Origin of the sequence: Gordonia metallireducens, assembly GCF_021245825.1 — a bacterium.
Lineage (GTDB): Bacteria > Actinomycetota > Actinomycetes > Mycobacteriales > Mycobacteriaceae > Gordonia > Gordonia namibiensis.
In genome coordinates, this window is record NZ_JAJQJP010000029.1 from 37,577 (window position 1) to 57,348 (window position 19,772).

At 67.3% G+C, this 19,772-nt stretch carries 18 protein-coding genes; 11 read left to right on the plus strand and 7 right to left on the minus strand.

Annotated features, from left to right (window positions below):
- Positions 1 to 312: 312 nt before the first annotated feature.
- Complete coding sequence (locus tag LQD00_RS11250; RefSeq protein ID WP_232717257.1) at positions 313 to 891, minus strand: TetR/AcrR family transcriptional regulator; 579 nt, start codon at positions 889 to 891, stop codon at positions 313 to 315.
- A gap of 109 nt (positions 892 to 1,000) precedes the next feature.
- Between LQD00_RS11250 and LQD00_RS11255 the strand changes: the two genes are divergently transcribed.
- A complete protein-coding gene (locus LQD00_RS11255; RefSeq protein ID WP_232717259.1) occupies positions 1,001 to 2,140 on the plus strand; it encodes an acyl-CoA dehydrogenase family protein in 1,140 nt (379 codons plus the stop codon).
- Positions 2,141 to 2,266: 126 nt separating this feature from the next.
- On the opposite strand, the gene LQD00_RS11260 is transcribed toward LQD00_RS11255, so the two are convergent.
- Positions 2,267 to 2,989 carry a hemerythrin domain-containing protein gene (locus LQD00_RS11260; RefSeq protein ID WP_232717260.1) on the minus strand — a complete coding sequence of 241 codons (723 nt, stop codon included), beginning with the start codon at positions 2,987 to 2,989 and terminating at the stop codon, positions 2,267 to 2,269.
- A gap of 224 nt (positions 2,990 to 3,213) precedes the next feature.
- Between LQD00_RS11260 and LQD00_RS11265 the strand changes: the two genes are divergently transcribed.
- The 4 genes from LQD00_RS11265 to LQD00_RS11280 are packed head-to-tail and all read left to right on the plus strand — an operon-like array spanning position 3,214 to position 8,938.
- Positions 3,214 to 3,795 carry a phosphatase PAP2 family protein gene (locus tag LQD00_RS11265; RefSeq protein WP_232717295.1) on the plus strand — a complete coding sequence of 194 codons (582 nt, stop codon included), beginning with the start codon at positions 3,214 to 3,216 and terminating at the stop codon, positions 3,793 to 3,795.
- Between the two features lie 60 nt (positions 3,796 to 3,855).
- Complete coding sequence (locus tag LQD00_RS11270) at positions 3,856 to 6,531, plus strand: outer membrane protein assembly factor BamB family protein (RefSeq protein WP_406567007.1); 2,676 nt, start codon at positions 3,856 to 3,858, stop codon at positions 6,529 to 6,531.
- A gap of 35 nt (positions 6,532 to 6,566) precedes the next feature.
- Positions 6,567 to 7,817 (plus strand): acyl-CoA dehydrogenase family protein, encoded by a 1,251-nt coding sequence (locus tag LQD00_RS11275; protein ID WP_232717264.1) that lies wholly within the window; start codon positions 6,567 to 6,569, stop codon positions 7,815 to 7,817.
- A gap of 47 nt (positions 7,818 to 7,864) precedes the next feature.
- A complete protein-coding gene (locus LQD00_RS11280) occupies positions 7,865 to 8,938 on the plus strand; it encodes a phosphotransferase family protein (protein ID WP_232717266.1) in 1,074 nt (357 codons plus the stop codon).
- A gap of 3 nt (positions 8,939 to 8,941) precedes the next feature.
- Here the strand turns inward: LQD00_RS11280 and LQD00_RS11285 are convergent, their stop codons facing one another.
- Positions 8,942 to 9,913 carry an oxygenase MpaB family protein gene (locus LQD00_RS11285; protein ID WP_232717268.1) on the minus strand — a complete coding sequence of 324 codons (972 nt, stop codon included), beginning with the start codon at positions 9,911 to 9,913 and terminating at the stop codon, positions 8,942 to 8,944.
- Positions 9,914 to 9,966: 53 nt separating this feature from the next.
- Between LQD00_RS11285 and LQD00_RS11290 the strand changes: the two genes are divergently transcribed.
- Positions 9,967 to 10,569, plus strand: coding sequence for a TetR/AcrR family transcriptional regulator (locus LQD00_RS11290; RefSeq protein WP_232717271.1), 603 nt, complete (start codon positions 9,967 to 9,969; stop codon positions 10,567 to 10,569).
- An 18-nt stretch (positions 10,570 to 10,587) separates the two neighbouring features.
- On the opposite strand, the gene LQD00_RS11295 is transcribed toward LQD00_RS11290, so the two are convergent.
- Positions 10,588 to 10,836 carry a DUF2530 domain-containing protein gene (locus tag LQD00_RS11295; protein ID WP_006868352.1) on the minus strand — a complete coding sequence of 83 codons (249 nt, stop codon included), beginning with the start codon at positions 10,834 to 10,836 and terminating at the stop codon, positions 10,588 to 10,590.
- 24 nt (positions 10,837 to 10,860) lie between these two features.
- Here LQD00_RS11295 and LQD00_RS11300 point away from each other — a divergent pair, with 24 nt between their 5' ends.
- Both LQD00_RS11300 and LQD00_RS11305 read left to right on the plus strand, forming a co-directional pair.
- Positions 10,861 to 12,459: an NCS2 family permease gene (locus LQD00_RS11300; RefSeq protein ID WP_232717273.1), complete on the plus strand. Its 1,599-nt coding sequence runs from the start codon at positions 10,861 to 10,863 to the stop codon at positions 12,457 to 12,459.
- Positions 12,460 to 12,556: 97 nt separating this feature from the next.
- Entirely contained in the window at positions 12,557 to 13,024 is a 468-nt protein-coding gene (locus LQD00_RS11305) for a MarR family winged helix-turn-helix transcriptional regulator (RefSeq protein WP_006868354.1), read from the plus strand.
- A 33-nt stretch (positions 13,025 to 13,057) separates the two neighbouring features.
- On the opposite strand, the gene LQD00_RS11310 is transcribed toward LQD00_RS11305, so the two are convergent.
- On the minus strand, positions 13,058 to 14,308 hold the full coding sequence (locus tag LQD00_RS11310; RefSeq protein WP_232717274.1) for a GNAT family N-acetyltransferase: 1,251 nt from the start codon (positions 14,306 to 14,308) through the stop codon (positions 13,058 to 13,060).
- A 140-nt stretch (positions 14,309 to 14,448) separates the two neighbouring features.
- Here LQD00_RS11310 and LQD00_RS11315 point away from each other — a divergent pair, with 140 nt between their 5' ends.
- The 3 genes from LQD00_RS11315 (at position 14,449) to LQD00_RS11325 (ending at position 17,632) form a co-directional block, all read left to right on the plus strand.
- Positions 14,449 to 15,303, plus strand: coding sequence for a TrmH family RNA methyltransferase (locus LQD00_RS11315; protein WP_232717275.1), 855 nt, complete (start codon positions 14,449 to 14,451; stop codon positions 15,301 to 15,303).
- Complete coding sequence (locus LQD00_RS11320; RefSeq protein WP_232717276.1) at positions 15,300 to 15,599, plus strand: DUF2537 domain-containing protein; 300 nt, start codon at positions 15,300 to 15,302, stop codon at positions 15,597 to 15,599. Before LQD00_RS11315 ends, LQD00_RS11320 begins: the two co-directional genes overlap by 4 nt.
- Positions 15,600 to 16,063: 464 nt before the next feature.
- Complete coding sequence (locus LQD00_RS11325; protein ID WP_232717297.1) at positions 16,064 to 17,632, plus strand: HNH endonuclease signature motif containing protein; 1,569 nt, start codon at positions 16,064 to 16,066, stop codon at positions 17,630 to 17,632.
- A gap of 275 nt (positions 17,633 to 17,907) precedes the next feature.
- On the opposite strand, the gene LQD00_RS11330 is transcribed toward LQD00_RS11325, so the two are convergent.
- Positions 17,908 to 18,678, minus strand: coding sequence for a DUF6928 family protein (locus tag LQD00_RS11330; RefSeq protein WP_232717277.1), 771 nt, complete (start codon positions 18,676 to 18,678; stop codon positions 17,908 to 17,910).
- 3 nt (positions 18,679 to 18,681) lie between these two features.
- A complete protein-coding gene (gene sepH, locus LQD00_RS11335) occupies positions 18,682 to 19,758 on the minus strand; it encodes a septation protein SepH (protein ID WP_232717299.1) in 1,077 nt (358 codons plus the stop codon).
- Between the last annotated feature and the right edge of the window lie 14 nt (positions 19,759 to 19,772).

The following is a 19,772-nucleotide window of genomic DNA, read 5'->3' on the forward strand; positions in this document are numbered from 1 at the left end:
AACTCGTCCCCCTGAGCATTTGCCGAGGGCAATGTGCCCTCGAACCACACTGAGGGGGACGACTTTTCGTGTCGGTTCGGGAGATCATCTCACCAGGCCTTCGTGGCTCGTCGCTTGCGCTCCTCACACCTCAGGCAGCGGCCCTGGGGGGCGTCACCTCAGGCGGCGGCGATGAGGGAGCGCCTGTCGCCTCAGGCGGCGGACTTGGGGAGCGCGCCCGTCACCTCAGGCGGCGGCCATGGGGAGCGCGCCCGTCACGACAGGCGGGACAGATCAGGACGCGTCTGCTGGTAGGTCGCAGTGGCGGGAAACCTACCCCGCGTCGATTCCCGCGGTGAGGATGCTCGCGAGTTGGCGGTATGCGGCGGCGTCGTCGAGTCCGGTGGCGGCCCAGACCTCGCGTCGTTGGATGCGGCTCATCATCGATGCGGCGAGGTCGGCGGCGAAGGCGGCGTCGACGTTGCGGAAGTCCCCGGCGGCGACGCCGTCGGCGATCAGCTTCTGAACCCGGGTGGCGGCCGCGGCGGTGTTGAGTTCGTAGAGCGAGCGGGTGGGGGTGAAGGCGTCGAGGTCGCGCATGAACGCTTCCGACGCCGGCGACAGCGCCTCGCCGACGGCGACCAGGTAGGCGATGACCCGGTCACGGGGAGTCTCCGATGCCTCGACCCTCGCCTCGACCTGCTCGGTGGCGGTGCGGAAGAAGTGGGTGACCGTGGCGGTGACCAGCTGTTCCTTGCTCGCCGCCAGGGTGTAGAGCGTTGACTTGGAGCAACGCAGCTCGGCGGCGAGATCGGCGATCGACAGGTGGGCGAAGCCGTCGCGCAGGATCAGTTCGAGCAGGGCGTCGAACAGGGCGGCACGACGCCGCGTCGCGAACCCCTCGCGTGCCATAGGACTCCTCACCGATCACGTCAGCTGTACTGACCGCTGCCGAAATAGTACTGTGCAGAGGACTTGAGTACTAGTTCAGTTACCTGAGCTCTTCTACCTGGAGGTTCCGATGCCGGTCGACCGCTTGCTCCCCAACGACGAGGCTCGCGACCTGATCGCGCTGGTCCGCGACATCGCCGACAAGCGGATGGCGCCGATCGCCAGCGAGTACGAGAAGGAGCGGAAGTACCCGGAGGGCCTGTTCGCCGAACTCGGCGAGGCCGGCCTGCTCGGCCTGCCGTACCCGACCGAGTGGGACGGCGGCGGGCAGCCGTACGAGGTCTACCTGCAGGTGCTCGAAGAGCTCGGCGCACGGTGGGCTTCGGTCGCGGTGGCCGTCAGCGTTCACGGCCTCGCCTGCCACCCGCTGTTCAACTTCGGTACCGAGGAGCAAAAGCAGCGCTGGCTCCCAGACCTGTTGAACGGCAAGCTGATCGGTGCGTACAGCCTGAGCGAACCGCAGGCCGGGTCCGACGCCGCGGCGCTCGCGTGCCGCGCGACCCCGACCGAGGGCGGTTACACCATGACCGGCTCCAAGGCGTGGATCACCCACGGCGGCATCGCCGATGTCTACAACGTCTTCGCGCGTACCGGCGAGGGCTCGAAGGGCATCTCCTGCCTGTTCGTGCCCCGCGACACCGAGGGTCTGACATTCGGCAAGCCCGAGGACAAGATGGGTCTGCATGCGGTCCCGACCACCGGCGCGTCGTACGACAACGCCTTCATCGACGAGGGTCGCCGCCTCGGCGCCGAGGGTCAGGGTCTGCAGATCGCTTTCTCCGCACTGGATTCCGGACGCCTCGGCATCGCCGCGGTCGCGACCGGTCTGGCGCAGGCCGCTCTCGACGCGGCCGTCGACTACGCCCAGGAGCGAGCCGCGTTCGGCCGCAAGATCATCGACCACCAGGGCCTGTCGTTCGTGCTCGCCGACATGGCTGCTGCCGTCGACTCGGCACGTGCCACCTACCTCGACGCGGCGCGTCGTCGTGATGCGGGCATGGAGTACTCGCGGGCCGCGGCGACCGCGAAGCTCGTCGCGACCGACGCGGCCATGAAGGTCACCACCGACGCGGTGCAGGTCTTCGGCGGCTACGGCTACACCCGCGACTTCCCGGTCGAGCGCTACATGCGCGAGGCCAAGATCACGCAGATCTTCGAGGGGACCAACCAGATCCAGCGTCTCGTGATCGGGCGCGCGCTCGCGAAGTGACGTCTCGGCGGAACCCGGGCCCGCTGCAGAATCGCGACCTCCGCTCAGAAGCGCGGTTTCCGGCCTGCGCTCCTGAGACGAGGTGGTGATCCTGCGGGCGGCTGGGACCTCCCGGAAAGCACGCGTTCATCGGTTCAGGTAGTAGAACGCGCGGCCGTCGAGCCGGCGGAAGCGCGGTCCGCCGAGCTTGATGAGCAGCTTGAGAATTCCGGGCAGGCGGGCGAAGACGACTGCGCGTTCGGCGTCGGAGAGCCCCTTGACCATCATCGGGCTCATCTTCAGCATTTCACCGAGACCTGACTGCTTGGCCATCTTGGCCTCGAAGTCCTCCCAGTCGTGTATGGTCATGCGACGCTGCACGATGGCGACGGCCTCGGTCTCCTCATGGGCGAGGTGATCGCCGAGGATCGGCTGGGCCCGGACGAGGGCGTCGGTCAGTTCGGCGCGGGTCTGCTCGTTCGGGTGGGCGGCCATCGCGGTGAAGCCGGCGGTGCACTCCTCGAGGATCGGGTCGATCAGATCATGCTCGGCGTCCATCGCCTCGAGCACTCGCTTCTCGGTCTCGTCGCAGCGTTCTTCGAGCAGCGGCCACAGTTCCAGGTCCTCCCCGTTGTGGTGGTGGTGCAGGGCCGTGGCGAACATCGTCCACCGGTCGGCCAGAGCGCGCCAGGTACCGGGGTCCTCGAGCTTGGTGCGCGGGACGGCTGCGGCGAAGTCGGCGAGGTCGCGCCGGAACGCGTGATGGAGGACGTACATCATGAACGGGTCGAGCGGGCCCTCGGGCGCGGCGGCCTGACCGGGGAGGCGGAGCTGGATCGGGAACGCGGTGGCGGCGGGATGGGTCGTCATCGGGTGGGTCCTCATCTTCAAGGTCGGGGTTGGGCTGTCGACGACCACTGTCGGTCTGACCTCTTGCAGCGGACTTGAGGACGGCTTGCGCATCGGATTGTTGCAGGTCACCGCGGGTCCGGTGTCGGTCGGACAAATGGCTGTGAGCGCCCGGATAGGGTGGCCGACAAGTGGGACCGGTGGCGGCGGACGGCGCGACCGCGGTGGAGAAAGGCCGGCAACGGATGTTCATTTCGCCGACGACGCTCGACGAGAACGTGTGGGACTGGGTCGTCCGGAATCGGTCCGAGCCGTGGATCACGGTCGCCCAGGTGGTCACCACCTTCGGCAACACCCTGGTGATCACCGCCCTGACCGTCCTGGCCGTGGTCGGCCTGGCCTACGCCGGACGCCGCGTCGACGCCGTGTACGTCGCCCTCGGCACGATCCTGGGATACGTGCTGATGCAGAGCCTCAAGTTCGGGTTCGCGCGTAACCGCCCGCCCATCGAGGACCGGCTGCTGAACATCGACTCGTTCTCGTACCCGTCGGGGCACGCGATGATGACGATGGTCGTCTTCGGTCTGTTCGCGGTCGTCGCCTACCGCTGCTCCGCGTGGGTGCGCGACCACCGATGGATTCTGCTGCTCGCACCGCTGATGTCGATCCTGGTGGGACTCACCCGTATTCAGCTCGCGGTGCACTGGACGACGGATGTGGTGTCCGGCTGGATATTCGGTGTGCTGTGGGTCGCGCTCTGCACATGGGTGTTGGTGCGCTACGAAACGCGGAGGCGTGCAGACGTTCCAGCCGCCGACGCGGGCTGACCCGGGGATTCGTCCGCGCGGGGGATAGTCCGACGAGCGCGAACTGGGCTTGACTGGGGTATGTCACATCCGGGGCCACCGTCTGATGGAAATCACGACCCGCGGCCCGATGAGTCACCCACGACCATCCAGCCGGCTCGTCCCACAGTCGTGCCCGGGGTGTCGCTGAACAAGCGTCCTCCCGGGGTTTCGCTCGACAAGAGTGCGCCGCAGGACCCGAATGCGACGACTCCCTCCGGTTCGATTCTGGCGCAGCCCGATCCGTACACCGCGACTCAGTTCGGTCGCGCGCCATACGACGCCCCGCCGACGGTCGCACCCGCGGGGCCGAGCGCGTATCCCGGGACGGTTCCACCGGCGTTTCGGACCGGGATGGCACCACCGATGGGCCCGCCCGGCGCGCCGCCCGGATATCCCGCGCCGGGCTACCCGCAGCCCGGCTGGCAACCCCCGCAACCGCCGCGTTCGAACATCAAGGCGTACCTGATCGCCGGTGTCGCACTCGTCTGCGTGCTGGCGCTCGTCGTCGGCGGGGTGGTGTGGTGGAAGGCGACGCAGGGCTCGAACGATGACGCCGAGCTGGTCGTCGGCCAGCTCACCGGATCGTTCCCGTCGGTACCGGGCGCGGCGTGGACCATCGACGCGCAGGCAGTGGGTGGTGACGCATTCGTCTCGGTGTTGTCGCAGGAATCCCAGTACCGGACGGGTGGCGCTGTGCACGACGACGACACGTTCGTGACCCTGATCAATGGTCCGAGCACAGCGGACGGTCCGATGCGTCGGGTGCTGGGCGTGAACGTCGAATCGGGCGAACGCTGGATCTTCGACGAACCGGTCAACTCGTGCGCGGCGTCGATCGTCAACGACACCATCGCGTGCCTCGGTCGCGGGACGGCGTACTTCATCGACACCCGGACCGGACAACAGATCGGGGCCACTGCGGCGCCGACATCCGCATTCGGCATCGCCTACAACGGCAGGGCCGCCTTCGTACGCAACTTCGGCGGCGGCGTCGGACGCTCGGTGACGTTCCACAAGATCACTCCGAGCGGCACCGAATGGGAACGCGTCGTCGCACTGCCGGAAGCTCTCCCAAGCGGCGACAGTTCGCAATTCATCGCCACCGAGCACTTCGTCGCCAGCGCAGACGGTGTGGTCGCCGTGGTGTCCGCGGACGATGGACGGGAGCTCCTCTCGAGTCCAGGACGCACCGGCATGGACACGTTGCCAGACGGTTCGCTGCTCATCGCAACCGGCCGCATGATCAACGGCATGCCCGAGAACGGGCCGTTGATCCATCTCCGTCCGGATGGGACCACCGAAGAGGTCGACGGCGTGACAGCGTCCGTACCGAGCGTCGCGACCACGGGCCAGCGGGACCGCGCCCTGATCGACAACGCGTACACGGACTTTGCCGACGGAACACGGCTCTGGTCGATGCAAGGGATCGAGCAGTATTCGTACCCTCGCATCGAGGTCGCAGATGACCGCGAGGTCGTGGTGTCGTACAACGGGAAGATCATCGCGATGGACACCCAGTCGGGCCGACTTCGGTGGACGTCGCCTGCGGGAACTGCTTACGGCGCGACCTCCCATGCCGTGACCGATGGCGAACGGGTGATCGCACCGACCATCGAGGGCGGCGTTGTTGCGCTCGACCTCGAAAGTGGCACGCCGGCGTGGACGATCCCGGCGTCCGCACTCGGAAACGTGCCGAGCACCGGGGAGCCGACGCCACGGGCACCGCTCACCTTCGCCGCCGGCGATCGTCTGGTGACAATGACGAGCACCACCATCGCCGCCTTCGCCCCGACCGGCCCACGGTCGATCGTGCCCGGTACCACCCGAGCATCCAGCGACTCCGACAATGGCGGAACCGAATACGTGACCCCGTGCGGTTCGCCGCCGGTCTTCGAGCCGCAGACGTTCCGGACCGCGGCCGGCGGTCTCGTCGTCACGATGAAGGTCACCGCGAAATGCCCGGGCGGCGATGTCCTGTACGGGCCGCAGACGCGGATCACTGTGTCCGACGGCAACGGTCTCGTCGCGTCGGGCAACTTCGACTTCCAGCGTGCTCCGGTTGCTATCCCGACCGACGACGGTCCGGGGCTCACCCTGGAACTGACCTATCCGCCGGGTGGTTTCTTCCGTCTACCAGACACTCTGAACGGTGAAACATCGTCCAACGGCACGGGTTCCGGCGGCTTGGGTGCCGGTGGCGGACAGTATCTCGTCGAATGCGAGAAGGGGCCTACGTCGAGCCCGGCGCCGTCGCTGAGCGTGCCGGCCTCCGGCATGTCGGCGTCTTCGGTGGCCACAGGGGCAGCGTTCCCGGCGGGAACGAACATCATCGGGACCAGCGTGAACGCGCTGCGGGTCCAGGCTGACGCGGACCGCGCGTTCATCCTGGCGAATTTGAACAATCGGTGGGTTGCGCAGTTGAGTTCGAAGCGGCCGGGACTCGTTGCGGATGGCCGTACGTGGGATGATCAGGCGATCCTCGACGAGTTCCTGGCACTTCGGCTGCGTTTCAACGATGTTCGCCTGCTGTGGAGCGACGAGTGGCCGGTGTTCTCCTATCAGGACTGGTGGGTGACGGTCGCGGCGGCGACATTCCCGGGTCCGGTCGAGGCGAACAATTGGTGCCGAACGCAGGGATTCGACCCCGACCACTGCTTCGCGAAACTGGTGAGCACCACGGCCGGCCCGGAGGGCTCGACGCTGTACTGGAACTAGCCCCCGAGAAGAGGCCTCCACGATACGGTCGGGGAATGGATTTCTCTCCGTCACCGCGGTCCGCAGAGCTCACCGAGCGCGTGCGGGCGTTCGTCACCAACGAGATCGAACCCGTCGAACCCGAGATCCACCGGGACATCAAGGAGCGACGCGACGGGGACGGCAATCCCTGGACGCCGTCGCCGATCATCGCCGAACTGCAGGCGAAGGCCCGGTCCGAGGGCCTGTGGAACCTCTTCCTGCCGGCCGCGCATGCCGGCCGCTATGCCGCGGACTTCGGCACCGACGGCGGAGAAGGCCTGTCGAACGTCGACTACGCCCCGATCGCCGAGGCGATGGGATCGTCGGCGCTGTCGCCGGTCATCTTCAACTGCAACGCCCCCGACACCGGCAACATGGAGGTCCTGCTGCGCTACGGCTCCGAGGAGCAGCGCGAGCGCTGGCTGGAACCGTTGCTGCGCGCCGACATCCGCAGCGCCTTCTGCATGACCGAACCGGCCGTCGCGTCGTCGGACGCCACCAACATGGCGGCGACCGCCGTCCTCGACGGCGACGACGTCGTCATCAACGGCACCAAATGGTTCTCCACCGGCGTCGGGCATCCCGACTGCAAGGTCCTGATCTTCATGGGCGTCACCGACGCCGAGGCCGACCGCAAGTCGCGGCACACCATGGTGCTCATCCCGATCGACACCCCCGGCGTCAAGGTCGACCGGATGCTCACCACCATGGGCTATTTCGACGAGCCGTTAGGCCACGGCGAGGTGTCGTTCACCGACGTGCGCGTCCCGGCGTCGAACATCCTCCTCGGACCCGGCCGCGCCTTCGAGATCGCCCAGGGCAGGCTCGGTCCGGGACGCGTGCACCACTGCATGCGCGCCATCGGCCTGGCCGAGCGCGCGCTGGAACTCGGTGTGAAGCGGGCACTCTCGCGAGAGGCGTTCGGCAAGCAACTGGCCCGGCTCGGCGGTAACAGCGAACGCATCGCCGATGCGCGTATCGCGATCAACCGCTCACGGCTGCTGGTCCATCATGCCGCCTGGCTGCTCGACCAGGGCATGTCGCGGGAGGCGTTGTCGGCGGTCAGCGAGATCAAGGTCGAGGTGCCCAACATGGCCCTCTCGGTCATCGACATGGCGATTCAGCTGCACGGCGGCGCCGGCATGACTGACGACTTCCCGCTCGCGCAAGCGTGGGTCGGGGCTCGCTCGCTCCGGCTGGCCGACGGCCCGGATGAGGTGCACCGCAACGTCGTTGCGCGTCTGGAACTCGGCAAGTACCGCTGACCGCGGTCCGTCCACACATCCACGAACGAGAAGGGTGAACTCCTCCAATGGCTGACCAGGTGACCGAGGCGCGCGAGGTTCGAGAAGAAGACGCGTTCGACGTCGAGGCGGTGGCATCGTGGCTGCGCACCGCGGCACCGGATGTCGAGGGACTCGACGCGGTGCCCGAGGTCCGGCAATTCGCCGGTGGCGCTTCGAATCTCACCTTCCTGCTGCGGTATCCGACGCGGGATCTGATCCTGCGTCGGGCACCGCGTGGCACCAAGGCCCGCGGAGCGCACGACATGCGCCGCGAATATCGCATCCAGTCCGAGCTCGCCGGGGTGATCCGCTACATCGCACCGATGATCGCCTTCTGCGACGACGACTCGGTCCTCGGCGCCGACTTCTATGTCATGGGCCGCATCGACGGCGTCATCCCGCGCAAGGAATGGCCGGCCGACGTCCCGCTCGACGCCGACCAGGCGCGGCAGCTCTGCCTCAACTTCATCGACACCCTCGTGGAGGTGCATTCGGTCGACCCGTCGAAGACCGGGCTCGGCGACCTCGGCAAGGGACTCGGTTACGTCCGACGGCAGGTCGACGGCTGGACCACCCGATTCCGCAACGCGCACACCGACGACGTTCCCGACTTCGAGGAGGCGATGGTCTGGCTGGCCGAGAACCAGCCCGACGACGTCTCGAACTGCATCATCCACAACGACTTCAAACTCGACAACGTGGTGCTGGACAAGGATGATCCGACCAAGGTCATCGGCATCCTCGACTGGGAGATGGCCACCCTCGGTGACCCCTTGATGGACCTCGCCGGCTCGATGGCCTACTGGATTCAAGCCGACGACACCGACGAGCTGCAACTCATGCGCCGCGTCCCGACGAACATGCCGGGGATGATCACCCGTGCCGAGTTCGTCGAACGGTACTGCGAGAAAATGGGTTTCGAGATGTCACCCGAGAAGTGGCGCTGGTACGAAGCCTTCGGGCTCTTCCGGGCCGTGGTCATCGCCCAACAGATCTACTACCGCTTCTACCACGGTCAGACCACCAACAAGGACTTCGAGCGGTTGGGCTTCGCGGTGGGGATCATCGGAAAGCGGTTGAACGAGATCGTCGGCAGCTGACGATCACACCGGGCACTTCGGGGCGAACGATTCCAGCTGGATCGAGTGGTATGTCCGTGCCAGCTGCTCGCGTCGGTACTCGTGATATGCCATGGGCGTGAGCACGATTCGTCGGGGGAGCCGGCGCCACGCGGTGCGTAACAGTCGCTTGTAGACCCGGAACTCCCACTGCTCGCGGCGGCCCAGGCGAACCGACGTCAGCTCCCGGACGCCGGGGTGCATGACGCTGAACGAGCAGACCTTGACGACGTGGCCGGCCAGCGGGCGGATGACGAGCCAGGGCGGCGTGAGCGCGATACGCAGGAGTCGCGGCAGGCCGATCGTCGGGAGGGGGAGACGGGTCAGCTGGTCGGTGACGGCGTCGAGGAACGGATTGGGTTGCAGTCGTTCGGCGACGACGCCGTCATACCAGCGGCGCGCATCGGCCAGTGTGGGTGGGAGCTGGGCCGACTTCCCAGGCAGCGACAGGATGCCCAGCCGTTCGAGTGTGACCGCGTACGCGAGTTCTTCCTCCTCCGGTGAGAGCTCGATGCCCGTGCACGCGGTGAACGTGTTGAGGTAGCCCATGATGGCGCTCATCGCGATCCAGTTCCACAGCGTGGGATCGAGTGCGCTGTACCGGGTCTCGGCGAAGTCGTCGCGTCCGGTGCCCCGGACCTCGCGGTGCAGGAACTTCAACCGATCGGCGAACGCGTGCCGTGTCCGCTCGTCGCCCCAGAGGACGAGCTGCTCGGCGCTGAAGCTGCGGAGTCCACGGTCGACGAAGTTCTCGGCGAAGCGGCCGGTGCGGTCGACGGCCGCGGCCACCGGGACCAGCGCCACCTGGTCGAAGAACGAGGCCCCGAAGAATCCGAACAGGACACTCCCCAGGTGCCACCGGAACTGTTCGACGGCCGGGGGCAGGTCGGCGAGGTCGACACCGGGCGGCGTCGGAGTGGCGGCGAAGGACGCGTCCGGGTTCTCGGTGACGGTCATGAAACTCCAATGTTAGTGGTTCGGCCGAACACTAACATTGCAATGATGGCGGTGTGAAGACGCCGAGCGCGTCCCGGGCCGAGCGGACGGGGCAGAAGATCCTCGACGCGGCGATGTCGTCGTTGCTCGCGAAGGGGCTCAAGCGGACCTCGATCGAGGCGATCGCCGCGCTGGCCGGCGTGTCCCACATGACCGTCTACCGCCGCTGGCCGCACAAGGAGGACCTGTTCTCCGACCTGCTCTCGCGTGAGGCCGACGAGCTGTTCGCACACGTCGACCGGGAGCTCGCGGCAACAGGCGACCCGCAGGAGCGACTGATCGAGGGGTTCGCGGCGATCTTCTGGTCGTTCTACGACCACCCGCTACTGGCTCGCGAGTATGCCGCCGACCCGGCGACGACGCTGCGGGTGCTGACGGTGTCGTCGGCGCCGGTCTTCGATCGTGCTGTCGACTATCTGGCTGCCCGGGTGGCTGGTCTGATGACCGGGGACGCCCCGATGGGTGACGACGAGGCGCGGCGGGTCGCCGAAGTCATGGTTCGCATCACACATTCGCTCCTGCTGACCACCCTCGAGACACGTCCTTTCGCGACCCGCGACGAGGTTGCCTCGTGGGGACGCGAACACGTCGGGTGGATTCTCTTCTCGGCGGAGTGACGTGTTCGACGGCCCGTTCTAGTCCAGGCCCTCCTGCGCGCCGCGGGCCCCGCGTCGGACTCCCGCCCGCTGGACCAGCACGATCGTGGTGCCGAGCAATCCAACGCCCAGCCCGACCAGACAGATCGTCAGGGCGTTGCCGCCGCCGAGATCGGTGATCGCGACGACCACCGTCGCGACCAGCCACGCGACCATCCCGACCACGATCACCGGCTCGGGCGCACGCAGCGCGCGGGGCAGTTCGGGGACGTCGACTGTATCCGGCATGAGACAAAGAGTAGCTTTCGACAGGTGCCAAAAGATGTCCCGAGTGAGTCCCGCGATCTGACACCCGCCGACGACCCCGCTGACAACTCGTCGGAGACGACGACCGACGCGGCCGACACGGGTGCTGCCGAAGCGCCACCTGAGGACACCGGCCCCTCGACCACCCGGGGAGCGAGGACGGCGACGCCGAACGGCGCGATCGACCGGTTCTTCAAGATCTCCGAGCGCGGCTCGACGGTCAACCGAGAGGTCCGCGGCGGCCTCGTCAGCTTCTTCACGATGGCCTACATCGTCGTGCTGAACCCGATCATCATCGGCGGCATCCCCGGCGGCGACAAGAACGCCGACGTCCTGGGCAACGTGCTCCCGCTGGCACAGGTCGCGGCGGTGACCGCCCTCGTCGCGGGCGTCATGTCGATCCTGTTCGGTCTGGTCGCCAACTATCCGTTCGCCATCGCCGCGGGCCTCGGCATCAACAGCCTCCTCGCGGCGACGATCGCCCCCGAGGTCACCTGGCCGGAGGCGATGGGCCTCGTCGTCGTCGACGGCATCATCATCGTGCTGCTCGCCGTCACCGGTTTCCGTACGGCGGTGTTCAACGCGGTGCCACCAGAACTCAAGGCGGCGATAGCCGCGGGCATCGGCGCCTTCATCGCCTTCGTGGGCTTCGTCGACGCGGGGTTCGTGAAGCGCATCCCCGACGCCGCGGGCACCACCGTGCCGGTGCAGCTCGGCGTCGACAACTCGATCGCGACCGTCCCGACCCTGATCTTCGCGCTCGGCGTGCTGATCATGGGCGTGCTCGTCGTACGCAGGGTGCCCGGCGGCCTGCTGATCGGCATCGTGATCACCGCCATCTTGTCGATCGTGCTGGAGCAGATCTTCGACTACGGCTCGAGCATGGACAACCCGTCGGGCTGGGGCCTGTCCGTCCCTGACATTCCCAAGGCACTCGGCGGACTGCCCGACCTGAGCCTCGTCGGCGACGTCGATCTCTTCGGTGCGTTCACCCGCATCGGTGTGCTCGCCGCTTCGGTGTTCGTCTTCGCGCTCGTGCTCTCCAACTTCTTCGACGCCATGGGCACGATGACCGGCCTCGGCAAGGAAGCCGGCCTGACCGACGAGAAGGGCAACCTGCCGGGCATCGGCCGTGCGCTGGTCGTCGAGGGCAGTGGTGCCATCGCCGGCGGCGTCGCCTCCTCGTCGTCGAACACGGTCTTCGTCGAATCGGCCTCCGGTATCGCCGAGGGCGCGCGCACCGGTCTCGCCAACATCGTCACCGGTGTCCTGTTCCTCGCCGCGATGTTCCTGACCCCGCTGTACGAGGTGATCCCGCTCGAGGCGGTCGCGCCCGCACTCGTCGTGGTCGGTGCGATGATGATCGGCCAGCTGCGCGACGTCGACTTCTCCCGCATGGACTACGCACTGCCTGCTTTCCTCACGCTCGTGACGATGCCGTTCACCTACTCGATCGCCAACGGCATCGGCGTGGGCTTCATCAGCTGGGTCGTCATGGCGACCGCGAGCGGCAAGGCACGCACCGTCCACCCCCTCCTGTGGCTGGTGGCCGCCGTCTTCGCCGCCTACTTCGCGCGGGGACCGATCTCCGACCTGATCGGCTAACGCGTGTAGTCAAAAATTGCGACCGGTTTGTCATCCAGCCGGGTCAATTTGCATTGCTTAAGGTTCGACGGCGATTTACATGCCTTACGCTGGGGCAATGCATTCGCCGTATGGTGACGACGGAAGTCTCTCCGGGGACTTGTCCCTCGCCGTGGTACGACTCGCGCGCCGTCTGAGAGGGCGTCGCGAGAACAAGTTGGTCTCGCTGACGCAGCTCTCGGCGCTGTACACGCTGCATCACGAAGGCCCGATGACACCCGGCGCCCTCGCCGCGGCCGAGCGGGTTCGCCCGCCGTCCATGACAAGGGTCATCGCGTCGCTGTCCGACCTCGGGATGATCAAACGTGAACCGCACCCGACCGACGGCCGACAGGCGATCGTGACGCTGTCGCCGTCCGGCGTCGAGGTCATCAAGGAAGAGCTGGCGGCACGTGAGGCTTGGCTGAGCGACCGTCTGCGCGAACTCACGCCCGGCGAACGGGACGCCCTCCGGGAGGGCGTGAGGATCTTCAACAAGATCCTCACCAAGCCCGACACCGAGATACCTCGACCCCGGGCGGTCTGATCGCTTCCTGAGGAGTCCGGAGCTTGCGAAGGGCTAGAAGAAGGTGCCGGAGAACGGTGCTCGATCGGTGGTGAAGGCCTGGTCCAGAGCTCGAAGCGTTGTCGGGGAGTCAACGCGGAGCCGGCCGGCCGCCGCAAATGCCGACGGGCGGGTACCGCCGAGGTAGATGCTCGACAGCGCCGAGGTGTCCATCGACACCGTCGGTGTCGCGGTCTCGGGCGCCGGGGCGACGATGGCGTCGCCACCGCGCGCTGACACCGTGAACACCCCTCCGCGACCGCGGAACTCGTCGGTGACCTCGATGACGACGTCGAGGTCGGCGGCGTACTTCCGCGATCCCAGTGCTGCCGGGATGTCGAGGATGCGCAGCCACATCTCGTCACGCAGGCCGGTGATCGACACTGCCCGGGCGTTGATGAGCTTGTGCCGCAACGGATCGTCGACCGGGATGGTCGCGGTGAGCGACGGGATCAGGTCGAGACTGGTCAGCACCCGCCACAGGTCGGTGTGGGCGTCGTCGGTGACGGCGAAGACCTCGTTGACCTCGCCGCGGACGCCACCGTTCTCGTTCTTGTAGATGCGGTAGCTGGCGTAACCGTCGTCGTGCAGCAGGTAGTGCAGTCCGCTCGCGGGCAGCGGGCGTTCCGACGGGCGGTCGGCGAGGATGGGTGCCCACCAGGCGGGGGTGCGGGTGAGTGCACCGGGGGTGGTGAGGGTCCAGCGCGCGTGGAGATCGGGGACGGCCGCCGCGATCTCGGCGGGGTCGGCGAACCGCACGGTCGCGTCCTTCGGCTGGTCGCCGCGGAGCGGGGCCTGGCCGGGCGTGATCGACACGGTGTTGGAGAAGCAGGCCGGACCGAACCCGAAGCGCTCGTAGATGGTGCCCTCGCTCGCGGTGAGGATCGCGAACGTGTAGTTCTCGGCCTCCCACTGCTCGAAGAGCTCGGTCAGCATCGTGCGCAGGATTCCCCGACGACGATGCGTCGAGGCCACCGAGACCCACGACAGACCGGCGGCGTCGGCGACACCTGCACCGGGCAGCGACATCGACATCCGGTAGAACATCGACACCCCGACAAGGGGCTTCGACGGCAGGCCGGTGTCGCGCACCAGGACGATGTCGTCGTCGGCGACCTTGCCGCGAAGGTCGGCGCGCTCGTCGTCGGGCAGCGGATTGCGCATCGCGAATGCGCGGGCATCCGTGGTGATGATGTCGTCCCAGTCGGCGTCGGTGGCGCGCTTGAGGGACAGACGTGACTGAGATGTCGAGCCGCTGTTGGTCACGTCCTCAACGTTTTCACATCGCCGCGTCTCGGGCATTCATTGGGTCTTGTACCGGGTGTCAACCTGCCGGCCGAGTAGGTCCGAGGCGTCAGCCGAGGACCGTATCGAGGTCACGGCGGTCCGGGTGGCACACTGTTGCGGTGCCCGGGCTCGCAGTGGAAGTGATCGACATCGACGACCCGCAGGATCCCCGGGTCGAGGACTTTCGAGACCTCAACTCGGTGGACCGCCGGCCCGACCTCCCGGTGCTGCCCGGCGGCCGGCCAGGACGTGGCCTGGTGATCGCGGAGGGCGTGCTCGTCGCGCAGCGCATGATCGCCTCGCGATTCTCGGCCCACGCCTTCCTCGGCGTCGACAAGCGCCTCAAGGAACTCGACGACGATCTGCGCGACCCGTCGCTGTCGGGTGTCCCGTTCTTCCGCGCCTCGGCCGAGGTGATGGCCGAGATCGTCGGGTTCCATCTCAACCGCGGAGTCCTCGCCGTCGCGCGACGCCCCGAGGTGTTGTCGGTGCCCGAGATCCTGGAGACCGCGCGCACCGTCGCGATCCTCGAAGGCGTCAACGACCACGAGAACATCGGCTCGATCTTCCGCAATGCCGCCGGCCTCGGAGTCGACGCCGTCCTGTTCGGTCAGGGCTGCGCCGACCCGCTGTACCGGCGCTGCGTGCGGGTCTCGATGGGTCACGCCCTGCTGGTGCCCTTCGCGAAGTTCGACGAGTGGCCGCGCGGACTCGACGAACTGCGCTCGCGCGACTTCCGTCTCGTCTCGATGACCCCCGACCCTGACGCCGTGACGCTCGCCGAGGCGGTCGACGCCGAGAAGGTCGCCTTCCTCGTAGGCGCCGAGGGTCCGGGTCTCACCGCGTCGGCGATGGCGGCGACAGACGTGAAGGCCCGCATCCCGATGAGTCGCGGAACCGATTCGCTCAACGTCGCGACAGCCGCCGCCGTTGCGTTTTACGAACGCGTCCGATCGGGCACGATGGGGGAGTGAACACCCCCGAACCGTTCGATCGGACCGCGGAGCCCACGCCCTGGGCGCTCGGGATCATCGTGTCTGCGGTGTGTGCGCTCTTCGGCGCCTTCGTGCTCGTCGGGATCTACGAACTCATCGGCGGCATCCTGAAGTTCCTCGGCATCGCAGCGGTGCTCATCGTCGCCGGCGGCCTCGGCTGGACCCTCTGGGAGTTCCGCTACCGCTACGTCTGGCGCTGGATCGTGTGGGGTCTTCTCATCGGCTTTCTAGCCGGGGTCACCTCATCGATCGCGCTGTTGATCATGGGTCGCTGACCGTTCTGTTATCTAGCTATTTAGCTATCTATCTAGCTAGGTAGCTAGGTAGCTAGCTAGCTAGCTATTTCCCTAGCTCGCCTAGGTAGCGAGCGGTCGTTCTGCTTCCTGAGTAGCGAGCTTGCCGGGCGGTCGTTCTGCTCCCTGAGTGGCGAGCTTGCCGGGTGGTCGTTCTGCTCCCTGAGTGGCGAGCTTGCCGGGTGGTCGTTCTGCTCCCTGAGTAGCGAGCGTGTCGGGCGGTCGTCGTGCTCCCTGAGTAGCGAGCGTGTCGGGCGGTGTTCTGCTCCCTGAGTAGCGAGCTTGCGAGCGTATCGAAGGGACAACCACCAACGCCCAATACCAGATGCCACCGACAACTTCGGCGATCGCGATGGTCTCGGCAATCGTTGCACAGCAACAAGTTTCGGAGTACAGTCGAACATACATTCGAAAACTGTCTCCGGGGGGTGACCGTCTTGACCGAGATGTCGCAGTCCGACGCCCCGGTTTCGCGCGCTTGTGAACTCGTGCAGGAATCGCATCGGATCACCGCCGAACTCCAGGCCGCCGATCTGACGCAGTGTTCGGATGCCGAACTCGTCGACGTCGCTGTCGAGACCGAACGTGCCATGGCGCGACTGAGTTTCGCCGGTGACCGTCAGATCGTCGAAGCCACCGAACGAGATCTGCCCCGTAAGACCGGTCACCGCAGCGTCATCCAGTTCATGACTCACCGGTTGCGCGTCGCCGAACCGATCCGACGCCGCAACCAGATGTCCGCCACCGCAACCTTTCCCAGCCACACCGGCGAGCAGCTACCGCCGCAGCATCCCGCCCTGGCCGAGGCGTTCGCCGGTGGCCGTGTCGGGCCTGCGCACGTGCGAGCGGTCGTCGAGGTGCTCGAGCAGATCCCGCACGCCGTCGACCACGACATCAAAGTCGCCGCCGAACGACAGATGGCCGAGATCGCCATCGACCACACCCCAGCCGACATCACCGCCCTCGGCGCGCGGCTACTGGCCCACCTCGACCCCGACGGCACACTCGCCGACGACACCGACCGCAAACGCCGCCGCAACCTGTCAGTCCACCGCCAACGCGCCGACGGCACCGCCAAGATAACCGCCAACCTCACCCCCGAAGCGCTCGCCCGGGTCACGATGCTGCTCGCCGTGTGGGCCAAACCCGGCATGAACAACCCCGACGACCCCGACTCGCCCATCGGTTCTATTGAGGACGCCGATCCGGAGATGGTCGAAGCGGCTGCCGCGCGCGATGACCGCACCCCCGCCCAGCTCAACCACGACGCCGTCAACGCACTCCTCAAAGCCGTCTTCGACGACGGCCTCCTGGGTAAGAGTCACCGCGGGTTGCCGACCCAGCTGATCATCAAAGCCGACCTCACCGACCTCCGCCGCGAAGCCGGGTTCGCCACCACCGCCACCGGCACCCCGATCCCCATCCCCGACCTCATCAACATGGCCGCCGATGCCCAACCCTGGTTGGCGGTGTTCAAAGACGCCACCGCCGTCCCGCTGTACTTCGGCCGCGGCAAACGCCTGGCCACCCGGGAACAACGACTCGTGTCCTTCGCCCGACCCGACGGCGAGAACTGCTCCACCCCCGGCTGCGGCCTGGCCGCCGCACACGTGGAAATGCATCACGCCCAACTCGACTGGGCCGACGGCGGACTCACCGACATCACCGACCTCGCCCCGGCGTGCCCGAAACACAACCGCATGGTGAGTAACCAACCCGGCGGCTACACCACCCGCATGGTGCGTGAAGGACCCGACGAAGGGCGCTGCGCCTGGCGGCTCAACGCCGAACCCGGCGCACCACCGAATCCTGAACGCATCAACCGGCGACCCGACATACCCCGCCGGTTCGCCGAACACCTCCAACAAGTGCGCACCGAGATCCACGGACCCGACACCGAGTCCGGCGATACCCCACGCCTCCAGATGCGTCAGGTCATCGACCTGCGCATCGCCTCCGACGCCGAAGCCACCCTCGCCTCGATCCTCCTCGCGGCGGCGTACCCGCGCAGCTGACCCAGCGAGCCTCGAAGCTGGTGAACCGGCCGTCGTCAGGGTCGAACGGGTCCGCTCCCTGAGAAGCGCCCAAATCCCGACTGCCGAACCTCAACTCGACCGGCCGACGTCGATCGAAGTCTGCCGGTCGGGTTGACGTCGACCGGTAGTCAGGTGGGCGACGGTGTTTCACCAGGCCTCAGAGGCTCGCTGCGCTCTCAAGCCGCAGGGAGCGAGGGTGACGCATGTAAACGCCCCCATGCCTCAGAGGTTGAGACCGGGCGATCGTCCTCGACCTAGAACCCGAAATACTCCCGGAACCGTCCACGCTTGCGAGGTGCCCCCGCGGGCGCGCTGCGGTCCGCGCCACGCGCGGCGGTGGCTCGCCGGTAGTTCTCGAAATCGTCGGCGGTCGGCTCGTATTCCGCGGGATGGAGTGCGAAGCAGGTGACGGTGATGTCGGCCGGATCGAGGTCCGTCGCCGCGAGGGGGTGGGTGTAGCGGAACCCGAGCCAGGACCGGTTGGCCTCCTCGGCGAGCTGCGCCGGATGGAAGGGGAGTGCCATACCTTGGTTCGGCACGCCGTCGGCGTAGGTGAGAGGGAACTCGCCGCCCCAGAACGGCTTCTCGAAGGTGAACGGGAGGCCCTCGTCCTCGTGGATGGTCACCGGGTCGGCGGAGAACGAGCGTCGAAGTGACCCCGACTCCCATCGCGCGAATGCGCCGAACGATGTCTCGGGTTCGGTGTAGAGCAACGTCGTCACCGTGCTCGGACGGATCGCGGTCAGCGTTCGGGTCAGCATCGAGGGGGTCGCCGTCTCGAACAGTGAACACGAGACCACGGCGAGCGAGCCGTAGAAGCCGGCGTAGACGTGGTGGTCCTTCGCCGCGGCCGCGGTCGCGAGGTCGGTGTCGACGAGCGGGACGAGCACGCTGTCGCCGTAGATCTTCGACGCGAGCTGCTGGGCGTGCTGATGGTCATGCTGTGGAGCGCGCACGACGGTTCGGAGGTCGTCGGCCGGATCAGGGGAGTCGATGAACCAGACGGTGGCGGCGCGTGCCGACATCGATCAGCTGTTCCCGTTGCTACGTACGCCGAGCAGGACGTCCTCCCAGGCGGGCACGGCGGGCTTGCGGGTCTTCTTCTTGCGCGGACGGTCGGCGTGGGCCGGTCCGGAATCGCGGGTCGCCGACGACTCCGATGAATTAGGAGTGCTGTCCGGGGTGGCCGCCGGCTCGGCGTCGGTGGTCTCCCGGAGTGCGGGTTCGGCGGGCTCGTCCTCGACATGTGCCTCGACCGGGGCGGCCTCGACGGGTGCCTGTGCGACGGGAGCGGAGATCGGGGTGACCGGAGCCGGCGGCGTGCGCTCGTCGGTCTCGTCGTCGTCGAACCCGAAATCCAGGGGGACGGTGCCGTGGTCGTCGTCCGCAGTGCGACGTTCCTGGCGGGCACGCTGAGCACCGATGAGGGAGTTGGCGTCGATGGTGACTTCCTCACGCCCGGCGGACGTCGTCTCGACGGCAACCTCCGGTGCGGCGACAGGAGTGAGTCGACGCCGCGGCGCGATGGTCTCGGGGTGTGTCAGTTCGTCGGCGAGGTCGTCGAGCGGGTCGACGGTGCCGCCGTGGGTGCCGGGCTGGTAGCGCCAGTGTGCGAGGTTGTCGGTGCGTCCGACGCTCCAGGCGACCTGCACGACCCAGTAGCCGCTGTCGTCCTTCCAGGCGTCCCAGTCGGCGTCGGCCGGGTTGTGACCGTAGGCGACGAGACCTTCAGCAACGGATTCGGCGAGTGTCGCGACGGCCGGGCCGTCGTGCCGGATCGGGTGGGCCGCACCGGCGAGCTCGGTGGCGCGGCTGCGCTCGAGGAGCACCGGGTGGGCGAATCGTTCGATCTTGTCGACGCCCACACCGGCCGCGGCGGCGACCTCGGCGACGGAGGCACCCGCACGGATGCGTGCCTGGATCTCTCGTGGCCTCAATGCACTTTCCATCTCGATCTCGATCTGTCCCAGCCTGGTGATGTCGCCGCGGGCCGCGGCGCGAAGGCGTTCGTCGGAGGCGATCCGGAATTTCTCACCCGATTGAGGGTCTTGGCAGATGACGTGGGAACCATCGGTTTCCACTCCGACGACGCGGAGCTCACGCATCTGCTCCTCCTCCG